At 64.1% G+C, this 18,078-nt stretch carries 17 protein-coding genes and 1 pseudogene; 8 read left to right on the forward strand and 10 right to left on the reverse strand.

The window, feature by feature from the left end:
- A partial coding sequence (locus tag EN738_RS14425; protein ID WP_127284270.1) for a trypsin-like peptidase domain-containing protein occupies positions 1-744 on the forward strand: 744 nt, incomplete at its 5' end.
- Positions 745-792: 48 nt separating this feature from the next.
- Here the strand turns inward: EN738_RS14425 and EN738_RS14430 are convergent.
- The gene (locus EN738_RS14430) at positions 793-3,657 is read right to left on the reverse strand and encodes a patatin-like phospholipase family protein (protein WP_127284271.1); all 2,865 of its coding nucleotides are present in this window, start codon (positions 3,655-3,657) and stop codon (positions 793-795) included.
- A gap of 218 nt (positions 3,658-3,875) precedes the next feature.
- On the reverse strand, positions 3,876-4,271 hold the full coding sequence (locus EN738_RS14435) for a VOC family protein (RefSeq protein ID WP_245494529.1): 396 nt from the start codon (positions 4,269-4,271) through the stop codon (positions 3,876-3,878).
- Between the two features lie 95 nt (positions 4,272-4,366).
- Here EN738_RS14435 and EN738_RS14440 point away from each other — a divergent pair, with 95 nt between their 5' ends.
- The gene (locus EN738_RS14440) at positions 4,367-4,993 is read left to right on the forward strand and encodes a TetR/AcrR family transcriptional regulator (protein ID WP_127284273.1); all 627 of its coding nucleotides are present in this window, start codon (positions 4,367-4,369) and stop codon (positions 4,991-4,993) included.
- On the opposite strand, the gene EN738_RS14445 is transcribed toward EN738_RS14440, so the two are convergent.
- Complete coding sequence (locus EN738_RS14445) at positions 4,926-5,882, reverse strand: LysR family transcriptional regulator (RefSeq protein WP_126058799.1); 957 nt, start codon at positions 5,880-5,882, stop codon at positions 4,926-4,928. The genes EN738_RS14440 and EN738_RS14445 overlap by 68 nt on opposite strands.
- Positions 5,883-5,991: 109 nt before the next feature.
- On the opposite strand from EN738_RS14445, the gene EN738_RS14450 reads away from it, so the two are divergent.
- From EN738_RS14450 to EN738_RS14460, 3 genes are all read left to right on the forward strand, one after another.
- A complete protein-coding gene (locus tag EN738_RS14450; RefSeq protein ID WP_127284274.1) occupies positions 5,992-6,633 on the forward strand; it encodes an FMN-dependent NADH-azoreductase in 642 nt (213 codons plus the stop codon).
- 166 nt (positions 6,634-6,799) lie between these two features.
- Positions 6,800-8,182 carry a 3' terminal RNA ribose 2'-O-methyltransferase Hen1 gene (locus tag EN738_RS14455; RefSeq protein ID WP_127284275.1) on the forward strand — a complete coding sequence of 461 codons (1,383 nt, stop codon included), beginning with the start codon at positions 6,800-6,802 and terminating at the stop codon, positions 8,180-8,182.
- Positions 8,179-10,755 (forward strand): polynucleotide kinase-phosphatase, encoded by a 2,577-nt coding sequence (locus EN738_RS14460; protein ID WP_127284276.1) that lies wholly within the window; start codon positions 8,179-8,181, stop codon positions 10,753-10,755. Before EN738_RS14455 ends, EN738_RS14460 begins: the two co-directional genes overlap by 4 nt.
- Positions 10,756-10,766: 11 nt before the next feature.
- Here the strand turns inward: EN738_RS14460 and EN738_RS14465 are convergent, their stop codons facing one another.
- Positions 10,767-11,057 (reverse strand): HlyU family transcriptional regulator, encoded by a 291-nt coding sequence (locus EN738_RS14465; RefSeq protein WP_127284277.1) that lies wholly within the window; start codon positions 11,055-11,057, stop codon positions 10,767-10,769.
- Between the two features lie 67 nt (positions 11,058-11,124).
- On the reverse strand, positions 11,125-11,766 hold the full coding sequence (locus tag EN738_RS14470; protein WP_127284278.1) for a TetR/AcrR family transcriptional regulator: 642 nt from the start codon (positions 11,764-11,766) through the stop codon (positions 11,125-11,127).
- 161 nt (positions 11,767-11,927) lie between these two features.
- Between EN738_RS14470 and EN738_RS14475 the strand changes: the two genes are divergently transcribed.
- The gene (locus tag EN738_RS14475; protein ID WP_127284279.1) at positions 11,928-12,605 is read left to right on the forward strand and encodes a PspA/IM30 family protein; all 678 of its coding nucleotides are present in this window, start codon (positions 11,928-11,930) and stop codon (positions 12,603-12,605) included.
- Between the two features lie 39 nt (positions 12,606-12,644).
- Positions 12,645-12,905, forward strand: a complete 261-nt coding sequence (locus EN738_RS14480) for a YiaA/YiaB family inner membrane protein (protein ID WP_126058794.1) — start codon at positions 12,645-12,647, stop codon at positions 12,903-12,905.
- Between the two features lie 89 nt (positions 12,906-12,994).
- Here the strand turns inward: EN738_RS14480 and EN738_RS14485 are convergent, their stop codons facing one another.
- Positions 12,995-13,654, reverse strand: coding sequence for a PadR family transcriptional regulator (locus EN738_RS14485; protein WP_127284280.1), 660 nt, complete (start codon positions 13,652-13,654; stop codon positions 12,995-12,997).
- 271 nt (positions 13,655-13,925) lie between these two features.
- Here EN738_RS14485 and EN738_RS14490 point away from each other — a divergent pair, with 271 nt between their 5' ends.
- Entirely contained in the window at positions 13,926-14,183 is a 258-nt protein-coding gene (locus EN738_RS14490) for a DUF2798 domain-containing protein (RefSeq protein ID WP_127284281.1), read from the forward strand.
- A gap of 52 nt (positions 14,184-14,235) precedes the next feature.
- Here the strand turns inward: EN738_RS14490 and EN738_RS14495 are convergent, their stop codons facing one another.
- From EN738_RS14495 to EN738_RS14510, 4 genes and pseudogenes are all read right to left on the reverse strand, one after another.
- Positions 14,236-14,616 carry a DCC1-like thiol-disulfide oxidoreductase family protein gene (locus EN738_RS14495; RefSeq protein WP_189605846.1) on the reverse strand — a complete coding sequence of 127 codons (381 nt, stop codon included), beginning with the start codon at positions 14,614-14,616 and terminating at the stop codon, positions 14,236-14,238.
- Between the two features lie 74 nt (positions 14,617-14,690).
- A complete protein-coding gene (locus EN738_RS14500) occupies positions 14,691-14,984 on the reverse strand; it encodes a GYD domain-containing protein (RefSeq protein WP_127284282.1) in 294 nt (97 codons plus the stop codon).
- A gap of 194 nt (positions 14,985-15,178) precedes the next feature.
- Entirely contained in the window at positions 15,179-17,209 is a 2,031-nt protein-coding gene (gene rpoD, locus EN738_RS14505; protein WP_127284283.1) for an RNA polymerase sigma factor RpoD, read from the reverse strand.
- Between the two features lie 367 nt (positions 17,210-17,576).
- Positions 17,577-18,078, reverse strand: a pseudogene (locus EN738_RS14510) (DNA primase); the annotation flags it as partial.

Genomic DNA, 18,078 nt, shown 5'->3' on the forward strand with positions numbered 1-18,078 from the left:
GTGCGCGTCTCGATGCCGGACGGCGCGTCGCGCGAAGGCCGCGTGCTCGGCCGCGATCCCGACACCGACATCGCCCTGGTGCGCGCCGACGGCAGCTTCACCGATGTCGCGCCGCTCGGCGATTCCAAGCGGCTGAGGCGCGGCCAGATCGCGATCGCCATCGGCAATCCGCTCGGTTTCGAATGGACCGTCACCGCCGGCGTCGTCTCCGCGCTCGGCCGCTCGATGCGCGCCTCGACCGGACGGCTGATCGACGACGTCATCCAGACCGACGCGGCGCTCAACCCCGGCAATTCCGGCGGGCCGCTGGTGTCGTCGGCGGGCGAGGTGATCGGTGTCAACACCGCCATGATCCATGGCGCGCAAGGCATTGCCTTCGCCGTCGCCTCCAACACCGCCAATTTCGTCATTTCGGAGATCATCCGCTTCGGCCGCGTGCGCCGCGCCTTCATCGGCGTCTCCGCCGACACCACCAATTTGCCGCGCCGCGCCGCCCTTCTGTCGCAGGTCTCGAGCAGCACCGCCGTGCGCCTGCGCAGCGTCGAAAAGAACAGCCCGGCGGCAAGGGCCGGGCTGAAGGAAGGCGACATCATCGCCGCGATAGATGGCCGTCCGGTCACCGGCGTCGACGACCTCGTGCGCATGCTCGACGCCGAGCGCATCGGCCGCGAGACGCTTTGCACCGTGGTGCGGCGGACCGGCGTCAGCCAGGTCGCGGTGACGCCGGTGGCAAGGCCGAACTGAGCGACCTGCTCCCAACGCCCCGGTAATCGTCGGGGCGTCCCCGATGCGCTATCTGATCTCTTGCCCCTGATTGCCCAGACGCATCTTCAGCAAGGCAACCAGACTTGCCTGCGCGCTGTCCTCGGCCTTGATCTCAGCCGTATGCGGCCGTTCGCGCAGCGCCACCCGCATGGCGTGGAAGCCAAGTGCGCGATAGGCCTCCATCTGCTCTTCCGAGAAGAACTGATCGCTGGTCGATTCATGCGGGAAAAGCGGGTAGCGACGCTCGTAATCGAGGACATAGTCGGGCTCATCGCCGGTGACCGACGCCTTGACGTAGACAAGGATGCCTTCGACCGGATCATTCTCGTAGAGGATCTTGCCGACCGCGAAATGCCGCAGATGCAAATCCGATTCCGGCGGGACGATCTTGGTGCGGTTGGCATCGCGCGCCAGCGCTGCGTCCCTGACCGGTCGCCAGTCGAGCGAGATGCGCACGCCGAGATCGATCCGCGCGAAGCGTTGGACGTCGGTGAAGGCGCCGAAATTCATGCCGGCATCGGCCTCGGCGTCAACCACGATGATCAGCTTGCACCTGCGCTTGAGCAGTTGGTAGAGCCCGATATTGTCGATGTGGCCGCCATCGGTGATGTAGACCCGCGAACTGTCGGACCTCAGCTGCCCCGTCGCCTCCGCGAGCAGATACAGCCGCAGGATATCTTCCCAACTGCGCCGCGAGGGCCGCTTTCCAAGCGCAATCCCGCTCGGGTTTGGAAGCCAGAACCCCAGGCGCAGGTTGAGCAGTGCCAGTGTCGGCCCAAGCAGGCCGAGGCTGGTGCGACCCATGCTGGACGAGATGGCGGCGCCCGAAATCGCCGCCGCCGCCGCGAGGTCCAACTGCCCCTCCGCCTTGGCCATCGCTGTCGAGGACGCATATCCGGTCGAGGTGCTGCCGACGAAATGTTTTGAAAACAGGAAGAATTCGGCGTTGCGTCCTCTCTTGCTCGGGTCGGCCTCGGGAAGGCTGTGGACTTGCACGGCAGGTGGGGGCGCGATTGGCCGATGGTGGCCCGGCAGAATGATATCCGGCCCGCCCCACCAGGCCCTCAACCTTATGGCTGCGGCAACCTTGGCGCCCACCCAGCGGATCGCGCGGACCAGAACGGACCTCTTCGGAGGATCGGCCGTTTGCCCGGCATCCCTGGCGCGGCGCACATTCAACGTGCCGTTTATTAACAGATAGGGCGCCATCGCGCCGAGGGCATCCAGCGCGATGTCGGCCTGATCTTCACTGCCGCCGAGGAGAAATGCCTGCCGAAGCCGGTCGCGGTAAAGGCGGTGCAACCCATTGGCATTCTCGGTGAAGTTGAAGGCCACCATTGTGACGATGGCGCTGATGGCCAGATAGTTGAGCAGCACGGTGGATTCGTCGTGCTGCCAGACCCCTTTCGCCGTTCTGGCGGCCACGGCGAAAATGGCTGAGCATGCAATGAGCAGCAGCACCTTGATGACCACCGATCCGCTATAGTCGTGCCTCATCGCGCCAAAGAAGCCACTGAGCCGGCCGGGGGCCAGATCGTCGGCGAGATAACGAACCACAAAGGTTCGCGCCGCCAGAAACAGCGCCATCGATATGACAAGGATCGTGAACAGGACGCGATTGTCGGCCGTCAGCCAGGCTGGACCGTAGGCATAGCCGCTGTCGCGGCCAAACAGCCACGATACGTCGAAGCCCCAGATCGTGATCGGCGAAAAGATCTTGATGCCCCAGATCGTGATCAACAGAAAGAAGCCGTAGATCAGCAGGGGCAGGGCAAGACCGAGTGCGAGAAATGCCGCGCGCGCCAGATAGCCGCGCAGCTGGTGTCCGATCCCCGGCGAATTCAGGGCCTTCTGCAGCCAGGAAATCAGAATGCCCCTGAAGGCGGCGGTGGCTGTGACGATGGCCCCGGCCGCCGTGATCAGCGCCTTGAGCGTCTCCATTGTCGTCTGCCGATGACCAGCCTTCGGAGAGGTCACCTCGATCAGCCACAGGATGATCTTCGGCTGAATTTCAATCAGGAACAGGCCGGCGGTGACCAGCAGCAGGGTGCGACCGCCCTTGGCCCATCTGCTGTCCTGTTCCAGGCGCTCGCCTTTGCGCGCAAAGGCATAGCTGTCGGTATAGGACCGTCGCAATCCCCAGACGACCAGCCAGATGGCGAGAACCACCATCATTGAACGCGAGAGCACGAACGGGTTGGCCACCAGCGATCGCAGGCTGGCGGCCCATCCTTGCTTGCCCCAATCGTCGCCGAAGAGCCAGTTGGCGACGTCGAGAACGATGCTGTGCCCGAGATGATCGGTGGTCGGGTTCGTCAGGATGACGAATGTCGCCAGCGGCAGGATCAGCGTCAGCAACAGCAGGACATTGACCATCCAGCCGCGCATCAGAATGCCGATCGACAGCGTGATATCCTGGAAGCCGCGCGGCGCCAGGAAACGGCTGTTGTCGCGGATGTGGCCGACCAGCGCGTTGTCGCGCACGTCGTCGCCCGAGGCGAAGGGAAAATCGGGCCGCTTGCGCTTGCCATTCTTCGCCGGCGCGAGTTCCTGGCGCGTCATGTCGGCGATCATCGCCGATCCGATGTAGCCGCCGCCCGATACCGTCGACAGATAGTCGATCCGAGGTATGAGCTTGTACTGGTCGAGTGCCTGAAGCGCGCCGAGGCAGAGCGAAGCCGATCTTATCCCGCCACCCGAAAGCGCCACGCCAAACAGCCAGGCCGGATCACCCTTGGCAACGGAATCGGGCTTGCCGCTCCCGACATCCTTTGATGCATCGACACCGAGCGCGCGGCGGCGATCGAGGATGGCGTCATACTCCGCCCGCAGAACCGTCTCGAATTTGTCGGTATACGGGCCAGAATTTGATTCCTCTCCTCGACTGGCCATAGCTATCCCCCGACACCGCTATTGCTGAACAATACAATAGGCAAACAAGGTTTTTCGCAAGGATTATTGCCGCCTGGAAAGTGAAACCGCCGCCTGGATCATCCGTGACTTGAAAATCACGGGCGACTTTAAGGACAGCATGCGCTTTGCTTCGCGAGGCACTCGGGCCCGCCAGGCGGCCGCCCGCCGGCATCGCCATGCCGCCAACGGGTCGCCGCTCAACCCGCCGCCGCTCCCTGCACGAACTGCGCCTGAAATTCCGGGCTCGGCGGGATCGGCTTGATCACGTCGATCAGCACCCCGTTCGGGTCCCTGGTGATGAAATGGCGCTGGCCGAAGGGTTCGTCGCATAGAGTTCTGAGGATCGGCAGGCCGGCAGCCAGCACTCGTCGATAGATCACGTCGGGGTCGCGGACCTCGAAATTGATCAGCAGGCCCGACGTGCGGCCCCGCCCTTCCTCAGGGATCGTTTCGTGGTCGCCCTGGACGATGCCGAGATTGACCCGGCGGTCCTCGGCCGACTGCAGATGCACATACCAGTCGCTCTCGAACAGCGGCTTGAAGGCGAAATGCTCGACATAAAATTCTTTCGTACCGGCGACGTCGCCTGTCATCAGCACCGGATAGTACTCGTCGTCTTCATCTTTCCTTCTCCCGTCAAACAACATACAGTCTGCATGTAAATGCAATTAACATACAGGCTGCATGTATGCAACGAGAATCCGCGCGCCGCTCCAACCGTGACCGCACCGAGGCGACGCGCGCCGATCTCATCGACGCCGCGCGAAAACTGTTCACCGAAAAGTCCTATGCCGAGACCGGCACGCCGGAGATCGTGGCCGCCGCCGGCGTCACCCGCGGCGCGCTCTATCATCATTTCGCCGACAAGCAGGCGCTGTTTGCCGCCGTGGTCGAGCAGGAGGCTGGCGCGGTGGCCGAAGAGGTCGAGCGCGCCTCGCCCGCCTCGCTCCCTGCCCGCGACGCGCTGATCGCCGGCTCGGACGCCTATCTCGCGGCCATGCGCGCGCCGGGCCGCACCCGCCTGCTGCTGCTGGACGGGCCTGCCGTGCTCGGCCGATCCGCCATGGATGAGATCGACAACCGCCATGGCAACCGTTCGCTGCGCGAAGGCCTCGTCGCGGCGATGCGCGAGCAGTCCATGGCAAGACTGCCAATCGAGCCGCTGACCGCATTGCTCGCCGCTGCCTTCGACCGCGCCGCGCTTGCCGTCGAAGCGGGAGCATCGAGCGGCGACTACCGCGCCGTGCTCATGGCGCTGATCGACGGTCTGTCTCCGGCTCCTCCTCGGTCCACACGCCCGGCTCCATCTCGTTGAAGCAGCCGAGCCCTCGTTTGAACCGGTCGATCAGCCAGGCCGCAGCCGGCTTCGGGCTGCTGTCATTGCGATGCATGGCAAAAAGCGGCGAACGCGCCTCCCTGAAGACCTCGAGGTCGAGTTCCACCAGCCTGCCGCTTGCCAGATCGTCGGCGATCAGCCAGCGCGGCAGCCCGCCCCAGCCCAATCCCTCCCGCATCAGCATATGCTTGGTGCGCATGTCGGTCAGCCGCCATGTGCGGTAGGCGAAGACGCCGAAGTCGCGTCCCTTGGTGCGTTCGGACTGGTCGGTGACGACGAGCTGCGTATGTTCGCGCGCATCTTCGAGCGTCACAGGCTTCGGCAGCAGCGCCAGCGGATGGCTGGGCGCGGCGGCCAGCACGATCGACATGAAGCCGATGCGCACGAGGTGGACGTCGACCTCGCCCAGCATGCCGCCGATGCCAAGGTCGGCCTGGCCGCTGAGCACATGATCGGGAATGACGCCCAGCGTGCCGATATGCAGGCGCAGCATCACGGTCGGAAACTGCGCCTCGAACGCCTTCAGCACCCGCACCAGCACCGGCGACGGCAGCGCCGCATCGACCGACAGCGCGACTTCGGCCTCCAGTCCCTGGTGATGGCCGTCAACCCGCGAGCGCATCCGCTGCAGCACGCCGATCATGCGCCGCGCATCTTCGAGCATCGCCCGTCCGACATCGGTCAGTTGCGGTTCGCGCGTCCCCTCGCGCTCGAACAGTTTCAGCCCAAGCTGCGCCTCCAGGTTGGCGATACCATAGCTGATGACGGATTGCGCCCGGTTCAGCTTGCGGCCGGCGGCCGAGAAACTGCCGGTATCGGCAACCGCCACCAGGATCTGCAACTGGTCGAGCGTCGGATTGGGCTGCATCGTTATATCTATATTGTGGATGGATCGTATAGAAAATATACCAGTTTTTCTAATGAGTCGAGCGACCCATATTCAGCGGGACAGTTCAATCCCACTGGAGAGCCCCGCAATGTCCATTCTTCTTGTCACCTCGAGCCCGCGCGGCGCCGCCTCGCACTCGACCCGCATCGCCACCGAGCTTGCCAACAAGCTGCTTGCCGCCGATCCGTCGAACACGCTTGTCGTGCGCGATCTCGTCGCCAATCCGCTGCCGCATATCGATCCCGACTATTCGACCGGCATCTACACGCCCGCCGAGGCGCGCAGCCAGCGCCAGGCCGAAGTCGTCGGCGTCTCGGACGCGGTGCTCGACGAGCTCTTCGCCGCCGACACCATCATCCTCGCCACCGGCTTCATCAACTTCGGCATCTCCTCGACCCTGAAGTCGTGGGTCGATCACGTCGCCCGTTCGGGCAAGACCTTCTCCTACGGCGAAGGCGGGCCGAAGGGTCTCGTCAACGGCAAGAAGGTCTATATCGTGCTCGCTTCCGGCGGCATCTATTCCGAGGGCGCGGCCGTGCAGATGGATCACGCCATCCCCTATCTGCGTGGCGTGCTCGGCTTCCTCGGCATGACCGATGTCGACGTCATCCGCATCGAAGGCGTTGGCATGGGCCCGGACGCCGTTGATGCCGCGATCGCCAAGGCGACTGCCAAGGTCAACGCGGTGGTGGCCGGAACCGCCGGCAAGCAGGTTGCGGCAGCGGCGTAACGCACGACGCCATCCACCGAAGCAAAAAGGCAGGCGCCAGCGCGGCGCCTGCCTTTTTGTTTGTGGTGCCTGCTCACTCGGCCAGCGCATAGCGCCCCAGTCCAGGCTCAGTAGATAGCCGTGCAACGCCATTGGTTATTCTGCCGGTCTGCGCTATCGATCGCTGATGTTCCTGTCCGTTGCTACAACACATCGTCCGGCCACAGATCTCGGTTTCTTGCTGCACAAGCATCCCGATCGTCTGCACGAGACCGAGCTCGCCTTCGGAAAGGCGTGGTTGTTCTATCCCGAGGCAACCGAGGAGCGTTGCGAGGCCGCACTTCTCCTCGATGTCGACCCGATCGGGCTCGTACGGGGCAAGGGCCAGGCGGAAGGCCTGCTGGACCAGTATGTAAACGACAGGCCATATGCGGCATCGTCCTTCCTGTCGGTGGCGCTCAACAAAATGCTGCGGACCGCGATGACCGGCATTTCAAAGGAGCGCCAGGAACTGGCCGAAAGCGCGTTGCCGCTGGAGGCCGTGGTGACACCGCTGCCGATGCATGGTGGCGAGGCACTGGTTCGAGACCTGTTCGAACCCTTGGGTTGGACCGCCGATCTGGCGCCAATCGAGAATGTCGGGGATGGGGCAGGCAAGTGGCGATACGGTCATCTGAAGCTGACTGGGACAGGCCGGCTAAGCGGTTTGCTGAACCACCTCTATGTCCTGATCCCTGTGTTGGACGACGCAAAGCACTACTGGGTCGGTGAGGCCGAGATCGACAAGCTGCTGTCAAAGGGTGAAGGCTGGCTGGAAAACCATCCCGCCAAAGACCTGATCGTGCGCCGCTATCTGCGCAATCGCGGTGCGTTGGCCCGCATCGCCCTTGAGCGGCTCGCTCCCGAGACGGCCGGCCAGTCACTGTCCCCCGAAGTCAAGGACGCGCCTGAGGAAGCGCTGGAGGTGCCCATTCGGCTGAACGACCTGCGCATGGACGCAGTGGTCGAGGCCATTCGGGCGACCGGCGGAGCCGTCATCGCGGATCTGGGATGCGGCGAAGGCAAGCTGCTCTATCGCCTCGTGCGCGAGCGATGGGTCCACAAGCTGTTCGGGCTCGACCCGGCAATGCGCGAATTGGAATGGGCTGCGAAGCGTCTCAAGCTGAATGAGTTCGGTGGACCGCCCGAGGGTCGGGTCACGCTGTTGCATGGATCGCTGACATACCGGGACAGCCGCTGGGCCGAAGCCGACGTCGCCGTGCTGGTTGAGGTGATCGAGCACCTCGACGACGACAGGCTGCCCTTGATCGAACGCATCGTTTTTGGCGAGACGGCGCCGAGGTCCGTGATCGTCACCACTCCGAATGCGGAGTACAACGCACTGTTTCCGAAGCTGGCTCCGGGCAATTTTCGCCACCCCGACCATCGCTTCGAATGGAGCCGGACGCAGTTCGAAGCCTGGGCTGACAAAATCGGTAAGATCTATGGCTATGCCGCCGCCTTCAGCGGTATCGGGGCTGTTGACGCCGTCCTGGGCGCGCCCACGCAAATGGCGGTGTTCACGCGGTGAGAGAGCCCGACAAAACCGACCTCGCCCTTCCCGATTTCTCGCTGGTGGTGCTGATCGGCTCGACCGGATCGGGCAAATCGACCTTTGCCGCCAAGCACTTCCTGCCGACCGAAGTCATCTCCTCGGATCGCTGCCGCGCGCTTGTGTCCGACGACGAGACCAACCAGGACGTTTCGGCGGACGCCTTCGAGTTGATGCGCGAGATTGTTGGCAAACGACTCAAGCATCGCAAGCTGGCAGTTGTCGACGCCACCAACGTGCGCGCAGCCGACCGCAAGGCGTGGATCGAATTGGCGCGCAAGTGGCATGCTCTGCCAGTCGCCGTCGTCATCGATCCAGGCGTCGACGTCTGCATCGCGCGCAATGCAGCGCGACCCGACCGGCAATTCGGCGCCGGTGTGGCCCAACGCATGACGACCGAGATCCGCAAGGGTCTTGGCGGCCTGCAACGCGAGGGCTTCCGCCAGGTCTGGAAGCTTGGCAGCGAGGCCAGCGTCGATGCCGCCAAGGTTTCGCGCCAACCGCTGTGGACCGACAAGCGGGACGACTCCGGTCCGTTCGACATCATTGGCGACATCCACGGCTGCGCCGACGAACTTCAGACCTTGCTTGGCCAACTCGGCTACAGCGTCGCCTGGTCCGAGGATCGCGGCGACCGAACGGTCGTCGTCACCCCGCCGGAGGGACGCAAGGCCGTCTTTGTCGGAGATATCGTCGATCGCGGCCCCAACTCGCCTGACGCCCTGCGCATCGTCATGGGCATGGTGGCCGCCGGCACTGCCTACTGTGTCCAGGGCAATCACGAACGCAAGCTCGGCCGCTGGCTGGAGGGCCGCAAGGTCACGGTCGCTCACGGCCTGCAGCAAACCATCGACCAGTTGGATGCTCAGGATCGCGGCCTACGAGAGGCTCTGCCGGCTTTCCTCGACGGTCTGCGCAGCCACGTCTGGCTGGACGGGGGACGCCTGGCGGTTGCCCACGCCGGCCTCAAGGAAGAGATGATCGGACGTGGTTCGGGCGCCGTGCGAGAATTCGCTCTCTATGGCGAGACCACGGGCGAGATCGACGAATTCGGCTTGCCCGTCCGTGCCGACTGGGCCACGGCCTATCGCGGCAAGACGGCCGTGATCTACGGGCATACGCCGATGCTGTCGGCGGAATGGCTCAACAATACCCTGTGCATCGACACCGGCTGCGTTTTCGGCGGCAAGCTGACGGCCTTGCGCTGGCCAGAGCGCGAACTTGTCGAGGTGCCGGCAATCCAGGTCTGGTCCGAACCGATACGTCCTTTGGGTGGATCCGATCTCGGCAAATCGGCCCAGGCCGACGCCGACGGCGTGCTCGACTATCAGGACGTCTCGGGTCGCCGCTGGATCGAGACCGAACTAAGGGGCCGGATCGTCGTGGCCGAGGAGAACGCGTCGGCGGCACTGGAGGTGATGAGCCGCTTCGCGCTGGCGCCGCAGTGGCTGGTGTATCTGCCGCCGACGATGTCGCCGTCCGAGACCAGCAACCAAAGCGGCTGGCTCGAGCGTCCCGAGGAAGGCTTCGCTTACTTTCGCGAACGTGGCGTCGCTGAGATCGTTTGCGAGGAAAAGCATATGGGTTCGCGGGCCGTCATCGCGCTCTGCCGGAACGCGCGGACGGCACGCGAACGCTTCGGTGTTTCAGGAAACGAGACCGGCGCGATCTGGACGCGGACGGGGCGCTCCTTTTTCAAGGATGCCGCGATGACGGAAGGCCTGCTTGCCCGTCTTCGCGCGAGCGTCGATGCGGCGGACCTGTGGAACGAACTGAGCAGCGACTGGCTGCTGCTGGACGTCGAGATAATGCCCTGGTCGGCCAAAGCCGGCAGCCTGATTGAAAGCCAGTATGCGCCGGTGGCGACCTCCTCGACTGCGGGCTTCCAGGCGAGCCGCGAGGCGTTGGCCCGGGCATTGGCGCGCGGCGTCGATGCCACCCCCCTGAGTGCCCGGTTCGATGACCGGGCCGCGCGCGCGGCCAAATACGCCACCGCCTGGGCACCCTACGTATGGCCGGTCACTGGCATAGACGACCTGAAGGTCGCGCCGTTCCACCTACTCGCCAGCGAAGGACATGTCTGGTTCGACAAGGACCACGTCTGGCACATGACGCTTGCGGCCCGTCTGACTGCCGACGATGGCGTGGTGACCGGCACGCGGTGGCGTACGCTCGATCTGGCCGACGCCAATGCGTGCGCGGAAACGATCGCCTGGTGGGAGGCGCTGACCGGTTCGGGCGGGGAAGGCATGGTCGTCAAGCCGCGCGACTTCGTGAGCCGCGGCAAAAAGGGGCTGATCCAGCCGGCGTTGAAGGTGCGCGGCCGGGAGTATCTGCGCATCATCTACGGCCCCGAATACGATGCGCAGGATAACCTCGCTCGCCTGCGGGAACGTGGGCTGGGTGGCAAGCGCAGTCTGGCGCTCAGGGAGTTCGCTCTCGGTCACGAGGCGCTGAGGCGGTTTGTGGCAAAGGAACCGCTGCGGCGGGTACACGAGTGTGTGTTCGGCGTGCTGGCACTGGAAAGCGAGCCGATCGACCCAAGGCTGTAGCGATGATGGTCTTAGCCGAAGATTCGCTCGCCCTGCTCGTCGACCAGTTGGATGCCCTTCTTGATCGAGATGTCGACGGCATCGTCCAGGCCGGCGAAACGGTCGGCGCGGATGAAGCGGTGTTCCTTCGTCACGCCGTCGATTTCCTTCGAGACCACGCCGCAGGTCTGGTACTGGCCATCGGCCTTGTAGGGCGTGGCGCTGATCAGGAAACCCTTGTGCTCGACCTGCTTTGCCGGCGCCGCGCTCTTGGGTTCGCCCGCATCGCCGCCACCGCCGAAAAGCTTTTTCAGAAAAGACATGGTTCAAATCTCCACTTTCACCTCGGCGCAAAATGCCTGCGCCGGTTCTCATTATCGCATTTAGGCGTCACGACGGTGCCGCGCCAGCATGATCCAATGTCCCGCCCCGTTCCAGCCCCCTGATGAAGACGGCGACCAGGAGCTCGATCTGCTCCCAAGTCTCGTCGGCCTGCCGCCCGGCGGAATTCGCGGCATAGCCGCTGGTGACGATGCCATGCACGCTTGACCACAAGGTGCGGGCGGCGATCCGCAGGCGGTTTTCATCGAGGCCGAAACGGCCGTCGGCGAGCACCCTGGCGATGATCTGCAGCAGATCGCTGAGCCGCGCCTCATAGGCATCCGGCTCCGCATGCGCCGGCTGGCGGCGGTTGAAGGCGAGCAAGGCCGGCCAGCTCGCCGGATGCGCCTCCACGAAGCCGGCATAGGCACGCGCCAGCGCCAGCAAGCATTGCCGCGTGTCGGTCACCCCCGCCTTATTGAGTTCGGCCATCGCTGCGGCGCCGGCTTCACCCAGCCGATCGAGCAGCCGCATGTTCACGGCGCGATGCAGGTCGTCGATATCCCGGAACAGATTGTATATGGAGCCGACCGCGATGCCGGCCTCGGTGGCGATGGTCCTGGCCTTCAGGTTCTCCGCCCCGCCGGCTTCGATCAGATTCTCCGCGATGGCGATGACGCGCTCGCTCATCTCTTCCTTGTCCAGTGCCAAACCTTGTCTCCGCATCATCTCCGCCCCTCTCAGGCGCGGCAACAGACGCGGTTTACCATAATCCATTCTGCATGAACAGCGTTCAAAAAGCATCTTGAACAATGTTCATTTTCTGCTACATTGCCCTTGTGAACGATGTTCATAAAAGGGAGAACGAACAAATGCTCAGTCTTCTCAGGACATTGCTGGACGGCGCCGGCGCCAAGGCCGAGGACCGGCTGAAGGACCAGTTCGCCGTCGATCTTCTCGCCCAGCGCATCCGCGATGCCGAAGCCGGCCTCGCCTGCGCCAAGCAGACGCTCGCCTCGCTGATCGTGCGTCAGCGCGCCGAACAGGCCAGCCTCGACCAACTCGACCGCCGCATCGCCGATCTGGAGACGCGCACCCGCAGCGCCCTTGCCGCGGGTGCCGAGGCCCTCGCCCACGATGGCGCTTCCGCCATCGCCGAACTGGAGAACGAACGCGAGGTCCGCCGCGGCACCGTGCGCAGCCTGACCGAGAAGACCTTGCGTATGCGCCTGTCGCTCGAACAGGCGCACCGACGCATCGTCGACCTCAACCAGGGCATGATCTCGGCGCGTGCCATCGACGCCGAGCAGAAGGCGCAGCGCCGCCTCAACCGTTCCATCGGCCGGACAGCCAGCCTCAACGAGGCAGAGGCGCTGCTCGCCGGCATCCGGGAGCGCAGCGACCCGTTCGAGGAAGCCAGCATCCTCGACGAGATCGATGCCGGCCTCAGCCAGGAAGCCATCCGTGGCAAGCTGGAGGAGGCAGGCCACGGCCCCTCGACCAAGGTCCGGGCACAGGACGTGCTCGAGCGCCTGAAATCCACGCACTGATCCACGAAACCTACTTCACATACCAAAGGGAGAACGACAATGAACGCCAATCAGACCTACATCATGTTCAACACCATCTCGGTCGGCATCGCCTATTTCATGCTTGGCCTGTCGCTGTGGCTCGCTCCGGTCGACCTGTCGACCAAGGGCTATTGGGGCATGGGCGTGCTCTTGCTCACCGGCAGCCTGGTCAACCTCGTCAAATACCGCACCGACGAGCGCGTCGCCGCCGAGACGACCGCCAAGATCGAAAAGGCGCGCAACGAAAAGCTGATCAGCGAATATGTCGGCAAGGAATGACGCCGGCAGGCACGTCCCAGATACGTGCGGCTCCAGTAACGAAAAAAGCCCGGATCTTCCGGGCTTTTTTGCGTGGGTTGCTGGCGGCTTCAGCGGCGCGACAGCGCTTCAAGCGCCGCGGCGGCATCTTCCAGGATGCTCATCGCCTGCGCCTGCTTGTCCTCCGGCGCGTCGACGATTTCGCTGAGCGCCGCGCGCAGCCGGTGGCGCACGGCACGGAACGCATCGCGCTTTTCCTGGCGCCCGCGATGCCGGCCGCCCTCCTCGCTATCGTCGTTCCAGCCGAACCAGTCGCGCGCCTTGGCCATCTTGCGGCCGAAGCGTTCGAGATGGTCGAGCACGTGGTCGATCATCTCGCGGTTCTCGTCGAGATGCGCCTGTCCGGCCTCGGTGATCGAGAACACCTTCTTGTTGCCCTCCGCCGAGGAGATGGCATAGCCCGCCTCTTCCAGGAAGGTCAGCGTCGGATAGACCACGCCGGGGCTTGGGCTGTAGATGCCGCTGGTGCGCTCCTCCAGCGCCTTGATGATGTCGTAGCCGTGGCGCGGCGCCTCGGCCAGCAGCGACAGCGTGATCAGCTTGAGATCGCCGTCGGCCAGCATGCGCCCGGCGCGGAACATGTCGCCCGGGCCGCCGCGGCCGCCGCCCCGCATGCCCGCCCCGAACGGACCGAAACCGCCGCCGCGACCGCCGAACTTGCCGGCCATATGCAGGAAAGCGCGCTCGCCGAAAGGATGATGTCTGTGCATGGATTGCTCCTTGAGTTATGTCTTACGATATATCTCAATTAGGCACGCCGCCTCGTCGAGTCAAGATATATCTTACGATGTATCTGAAAACAGCGCCAGCGGGATTGATTTCGCAAACGCCCGCCGCTAGAAGGCGCGCGAGGGTCGACGACCGCTCCGTAAGCGTCTGACGTCAAGCAACGCATCCATCCCCGGTCGTTCCGGGCAATTGCGCCGCAAGCGGCCAAAGGATGCCTATGCGCTCGACCGGACACTTCAGGGAAAATCCCAAATGCCCACGACCCGCAAGCGCGGCAGACTGCCCGCGCGCTATGCCGTTGTTCTGACTCCGCTGGTGCTGTCGCTGTTGATGACCTTCATCGTCTCGTTCATCTCGACGCTGAAGAGCCTTGGGCCTCAGCCCGGCCTGCCGGCCGTCTGGCTGACGGCCTGGGGCCTCTCCTGGCTGGTGGCGTTTCCGACGCTGCTTATGGTGCTGCCGGTGGTGCGCCGCATCGTCGGCTGGCTGTGCGAACCCGCCTCCAGATAGCCGGCAAGGCCCGGACCGGATCCGGGCCTACCCTCATCGGCGAGGCCTTCGTCTACCAGCGGCCCTTGCGCCGGTTCCAAGCGTAGAGAAGATCGGCGAAGCGATCATAGGCAAGCCGTGTCAGCGGCAGCAGGACGGGGTTGCCGAACAGCGCCGCCAGCCAGCCTTCGCCGGGCGTCCTCCGCCACACCGCGATCGCGACGTCGGCGCCGACCAGCAGCCTGCCCTCGGCGTCGGTGGCGTGCAGGCGGCGGCGGATATCCTCCAGCGCAGCGCCGTATCCGGCGAGCGCCGCCGGTTCGAGATTGATGTCGCGGAATTCGATCCGGCCCGCCTTGACCGCCTCGACAAGCCGGCGCTTCTGCCTGCCGATGCCGGCGTCGCAGACCGGGCAGCGCGTGTTGTACCAGACGGTCAGCAGGGGCTTCGACATGGCGCGACTATCGGCGAGGCGGCACGGCCCCGCAATATGACGCAGCGCCACGCAGACCCGCGCCGCGCCGAGCGCTACCCGAGCGAAGTGATGATCTCGCGATAGGCGAATTCCGGAAATGCCTTCAGGGTCCGTGTCCTGACACTGCCGCCCGCCGCCAGCATCAGCGCGAAGCGCGCGATCACCGCGTCGTCCGGCGCCTCGACCACGGCCACCATGTCGCAGTCGCCCATGGTCAGATAGAACGCCTTGAACGATCCGCCCATCTCGCCCAGCTGTTTCTTGGCGGCATCGAGCCGCTTCGGTGACTCGCGCACATTCCTGGCGCCCTGCTCGGTCCAGTTGAGGAGCAAGATGTAAGTCGTCATGGCATACCTCCCTCCGGCGCCACGGAGCACGGCGATCAACTCGCCGGGGCGGGCATCCGGTTTATCGCCCGGAAAAATGCATCCGACGCGCGAAGTATCCTCCTGGCAGCTGTCACGGGCAAGAGCAGCAGAGCCATCGACAGAATGAAAAAGGGCGCCATCGGCGCCCTTTGGATTGCGTTGGCTTGCCTGCCTCAGCTGTCGAGGAAGCTTCTCAGCTTGCGCGACCGGCTCGGGTGCTTGAGCTTGCGCAGCGCTTTGGCTTCGATCTGGCGGATGCGCTCGCGCGTCACCGAGAACTGCTGGCCGACTTCTTCCAGCGTGTGGTCGGTATTCATGCCGATGCCGAAGCGCATTCTGAGAACGCGCTCCTCGCGCGGCGTCAGCGAGGCGAGCACGCGGGTCGTCGTCTCGCGCAGATTGGCCTGGATCGCGGCATCGATCGGCAGGATCGCCATCTTGTCCTCGATGAAGTCGCCGAGATGCGAATCCTCCTCGTCGCCGACCGGCGTTTCGAGCGAGATCGGCTCCTTGGCGATCTTCAGCACCTTGCGCACCTTCTCCAGCGGCATGGCGAGCTTCTCGGCCAGTTCCTCCGGCGTCGGCTCGCGGCCGATCTCGTGCAGCATCTGGCGCGAGGTGCGCACGATCTTGTTGATCGTCTCGATCATGTGCACCGGAATGCGGATGGTGCGCGCCTGGTCGGCGATCGAGCGGGTGATCGCCTGCCGTATCCACCACGTCGCGTAGGTCGAGAACTTGTAGCCCCGGCGGTATTCGAATTTGTCGACCGCCTTCATCAGGCCGATATTGCCTTCCTGGATCAGGTCGAGGAACTGCAGGCCGCGGTTGGTGTACTTCTTGGCGATGGAGATGACGAGGCGCAGGTTGGCCTCGACCATTTCCTTCTTGGCGATCGCCGCTTCGCGCTCGCCCTTCTGCACCTGGTTGACGATCTTGCGGAATTCCAGGATCGAGATCGCCGTTTCGGTGGCGAGGTTCTGGATCTCGGAACGCAGATCGCGGATCGCATCCTTCTCGTTCTTGGTGAATTCCTTCCAGCCGCGCGACGTCAGGTTGGCGATCGAGCGCGTCCAGTTCGGATCGAGTTCCGAGCCCTGATACTCCTTGAGGAATTCCTCGCGGCGCACGCCATAGCTTTCGGCGAGCCGCAGGAGCTTGCCCTCGTTCTGCACGAGGCGCTTGTTGATGTCGTAGAGCTGCTCGACCAGCGCTTCGATGCGCGCCGTGTTGAGCGACAGCGACTTCACCGCCTTGATCAGCTGATCCTTCAGCTCCTTCAGCCGGCGGTCCTGGCTGGGCGACAGCGTACCGGCCGCGGCCAGCCTGTTCTCGACCTGCTGATCCTGCAGCTTGCGCAGCTTCTTGTAGGTGTCGGCGATGACGTCCAGCGTCTCCATCACCTGGGGGCGCAGTTCCGCTTCCATCGCCGCCAGCGACAGGCTCGCCTCGTCCTCGTCGTCCTCGTCTTCCTCCAGCCCGCGCGTGTCGCCGCCGACATTGGTGATGTCGTCTTCCTCGTCGCGAGCGGCGGCCCGGCCACGCGGCTTTTCGTCCGCCTTGGGGGCTTCCTCGATCCGCTCGACCACCGGCGCCTGCTTGGCTTCGGGTCCGGCATAGGTGGCTTCCAGATCGATGATCTCACGCAGCAGGATCTTCGATTCGTTGAGCTCATCGCGCCAGATGATGATGGCCTGGAAGGTCAGCGGGCTTTCGCAGAGCCCCGCGATCATCGTCTCGCGGCCGGCCTCGATGCGCTTGGCAATGGCGATTTCGCCCTCGCGCGACAGAAGCTCGACCGAGCCCATCTCGCGCAGATACATGCGGACCGGATCGTCGGTGCGATCGGTCGGCTCCTTCTTGGTGGTCGTGGTGGCGACGGCGGTGCCGGTCTGCTCGGCGAGTTCGTTGGCGTCTTCCTCGGCGTCCGCGCTCGTATCGGCGGCCTCGGACTCCTCGCCCTGCTCGTCGTCCTCGACGACATTGATGCCCATGTCGGAAAGCATCGCCATCGTGTCCTCGATCTGCTCGGAGGTCACTTCCTCCGAAGGCAGCACCGAGTTCAGCTCGTCCATCGTAACGTAGCCGCGCTTCTTGGCGGCCTTGATCATCTTCTTGACAGCATCATCGGAAAGGTCGAGCAGAGGGCCATCGGTGGCGCCTTCGCGTTCGGTCTCGACCTCTTCCTTTTCCTTTGTCGCCATTCTTTGTCGTCTCCAAGCGGCCCTAAAGCGAAGCCGCGTAAGCTGCAGTGCCGGTCAAATCGGATGCGCTCGCACCAGAACGCTCTTCACCGGGCCAGTAACCGCATCTCTCGTTAAGTCCAGATTAACCCTGATATCTGTGGCAGGCCTTTTGCCCGTCCAGTGACCAGTACCCGGCATCTCTCAATTTTCCCGTCGACGCCTGGCACGGGTTAATATTTCGAATCGTCCTGATTCCGCCATTCTGCCAGAAGGTCAAGCGCCTCTCGCATGATTCGCATGAAAAAAGCGAATCAATTACCCGACTTAGAGGCGTCGATTCGACGCGGGGACATTTCCATTTCGCTCTTTGGACGGACTTTGGACCCTATACGCGTCCGACTCTGCCCGAGGATACGCCAAACCCTTCGATCAGCGCTTCCGTTGCCTGTACATCGTTGAATTGCGCCTGAATCTCGATCAGATGCCGGAAATTTTCGTCCGAGGGATCCGCGTCGAGCGCTGCCTGCGCCTGTTTCAGTTCCCTATGTAAGGTGCGCGCGCTGCGCTGCAAGTGCAGCGCCTGGTTGAAGGCGTCGCGGGCATCCTCGAGCGCGGCGGTTTCGAGCGCCGGCCACTGCCGCGCGCGCTTGATCAGTTCCACCGCCCGCCCCCAGATGCCGCCGCACCCGGCCCGCTCGATCGTGGCGATCACCGCGCCGCGCTCGTCGGCGGTATCATGCGCCATGGCGTCGAGGATCGCGGCGTGCAGTTTCTTCAAATCCGCATTGGCAAGGTCGAGGAATTCGACATGGGCGAAATTCTCGTCGATCAGCGGCGGGTGGTTGACGAGCGCCACGATGATCGTCGCCTCCCGCACCGACATGCCC

Source organism: Mesorhizobium sp. M4B.F.Ca.ET.017.02.2.1, assembly GCF_003998955.1.
Taxonomy (GTDB): domain Bacteria; phylum Pseudomonadota; class Alphaproteobacteria; order Rhizobiales; family Rhizobiaceae; genus Mesorhizobium; species Mesorhizobium abyssinicae.

Excerpts from the sequence above, each read along its gene's own strand:
- EN738_RS14500 (WP_127284282.1), bottom strand. The coding sequence starts at position 14,984 with ATGACGACTTACATCTTGCTCCTCAACTGGACCGAGCAGGGCGCCAGG.
- EN738_RS14475 (WP_127284279.1), top strand. The coding sequence starts at position 11,928 with ATGCTCAGTCTTCTCAGGACATTGCTGGACGGCGCCGGCGCCAAGGCC.
- EN738_RS14455 (WP_127284275.1), top strand. The coding sequence starts at position 6,800 with ATGTTCCTGTCCGTTGCTACAACACATCGTCCGGCCACAGATCTCGGT.
- EN738_RS14480 (WP_126058794.1), top strand. The coding sequence starts at position 12,645 with ATGAACGCCAATCAGACCTACATCATGTTCAACACCATCTCGGTCGGC.
- EN738_RS14430 (WP_127284271.1), bottom strand. The coding sequence starts at position 3,657 with ATGGCCAGTCGAGGAGAGGAATCAAATTCTGGCCCGTATACCGACAAA.
- rpoD (WP_127284283.1), bottom strand. The coding sequence starts at position 17,209 with ATGGCGACAAAGGAAAAGGAAGAGGTCGAGACCGAACGCGAAGGCGCC.
- EN738_RS14450 (WP_127284274.1), top strand. The coding sequence starts at position 5,992 with ATGTCCATTCTTCTTGTCACCTCGAGCCCGCGCGGCGCCGCCTCGCAC.
- EN738_RS14495 (WP_189605846.1), bottom strand. The coding sequence starts at position 14,616 with ATGTCGAAGCCCCTGCTGACCGTCTGGTACAACACGCGCTGCCCGGTC.
- EN738_RS14485 (WP_127284280.1), bottom strand. The coding sequence starts at position 13,654 with ATGCACAGACATCATCCTTTCGGCGAGCGCGCTTTCCTGCATATGGCC.
- EN738_RS14465 (WP_127284277.1), bottom strand. The coding sequence starts at position 11,057 with ATGTCTTTTCTGAAAAAGCTTTTCGGCGGTGGCGGCGATGCGGGCGAA.
- EN738_RS14440 (WP_127284273.1), top strand. The coding sequence starts at position 4,367 with ATGCAACGAGAATCCGCGCGCCGCTCCAACCGTGACCGCACCGAGGCG.
- EN738_RS14445 (WP_126058799.1), bottom strand. The coding sequence starts at position 5,882 with ATGCAGCCCAATCCGACGCTCGACCAGTTGCAGATCCTGGTGGCGGTT.
- EN738_RS14490 (WP_127284281.1), top strand. The coding sequence starts at position 13,926 with ATGCCCACGACCCGCAAGCGCGGCAGACTGCCCGCGCGCTATGCCGTT.
- EN738_RS14435 (WP_245494529.1), bottom strand. The coding sequence starts at position 4,271 with ATGACAGGCGACGTCGCCGGTACGAAAGAATTTTATGTCGAGCATTTC.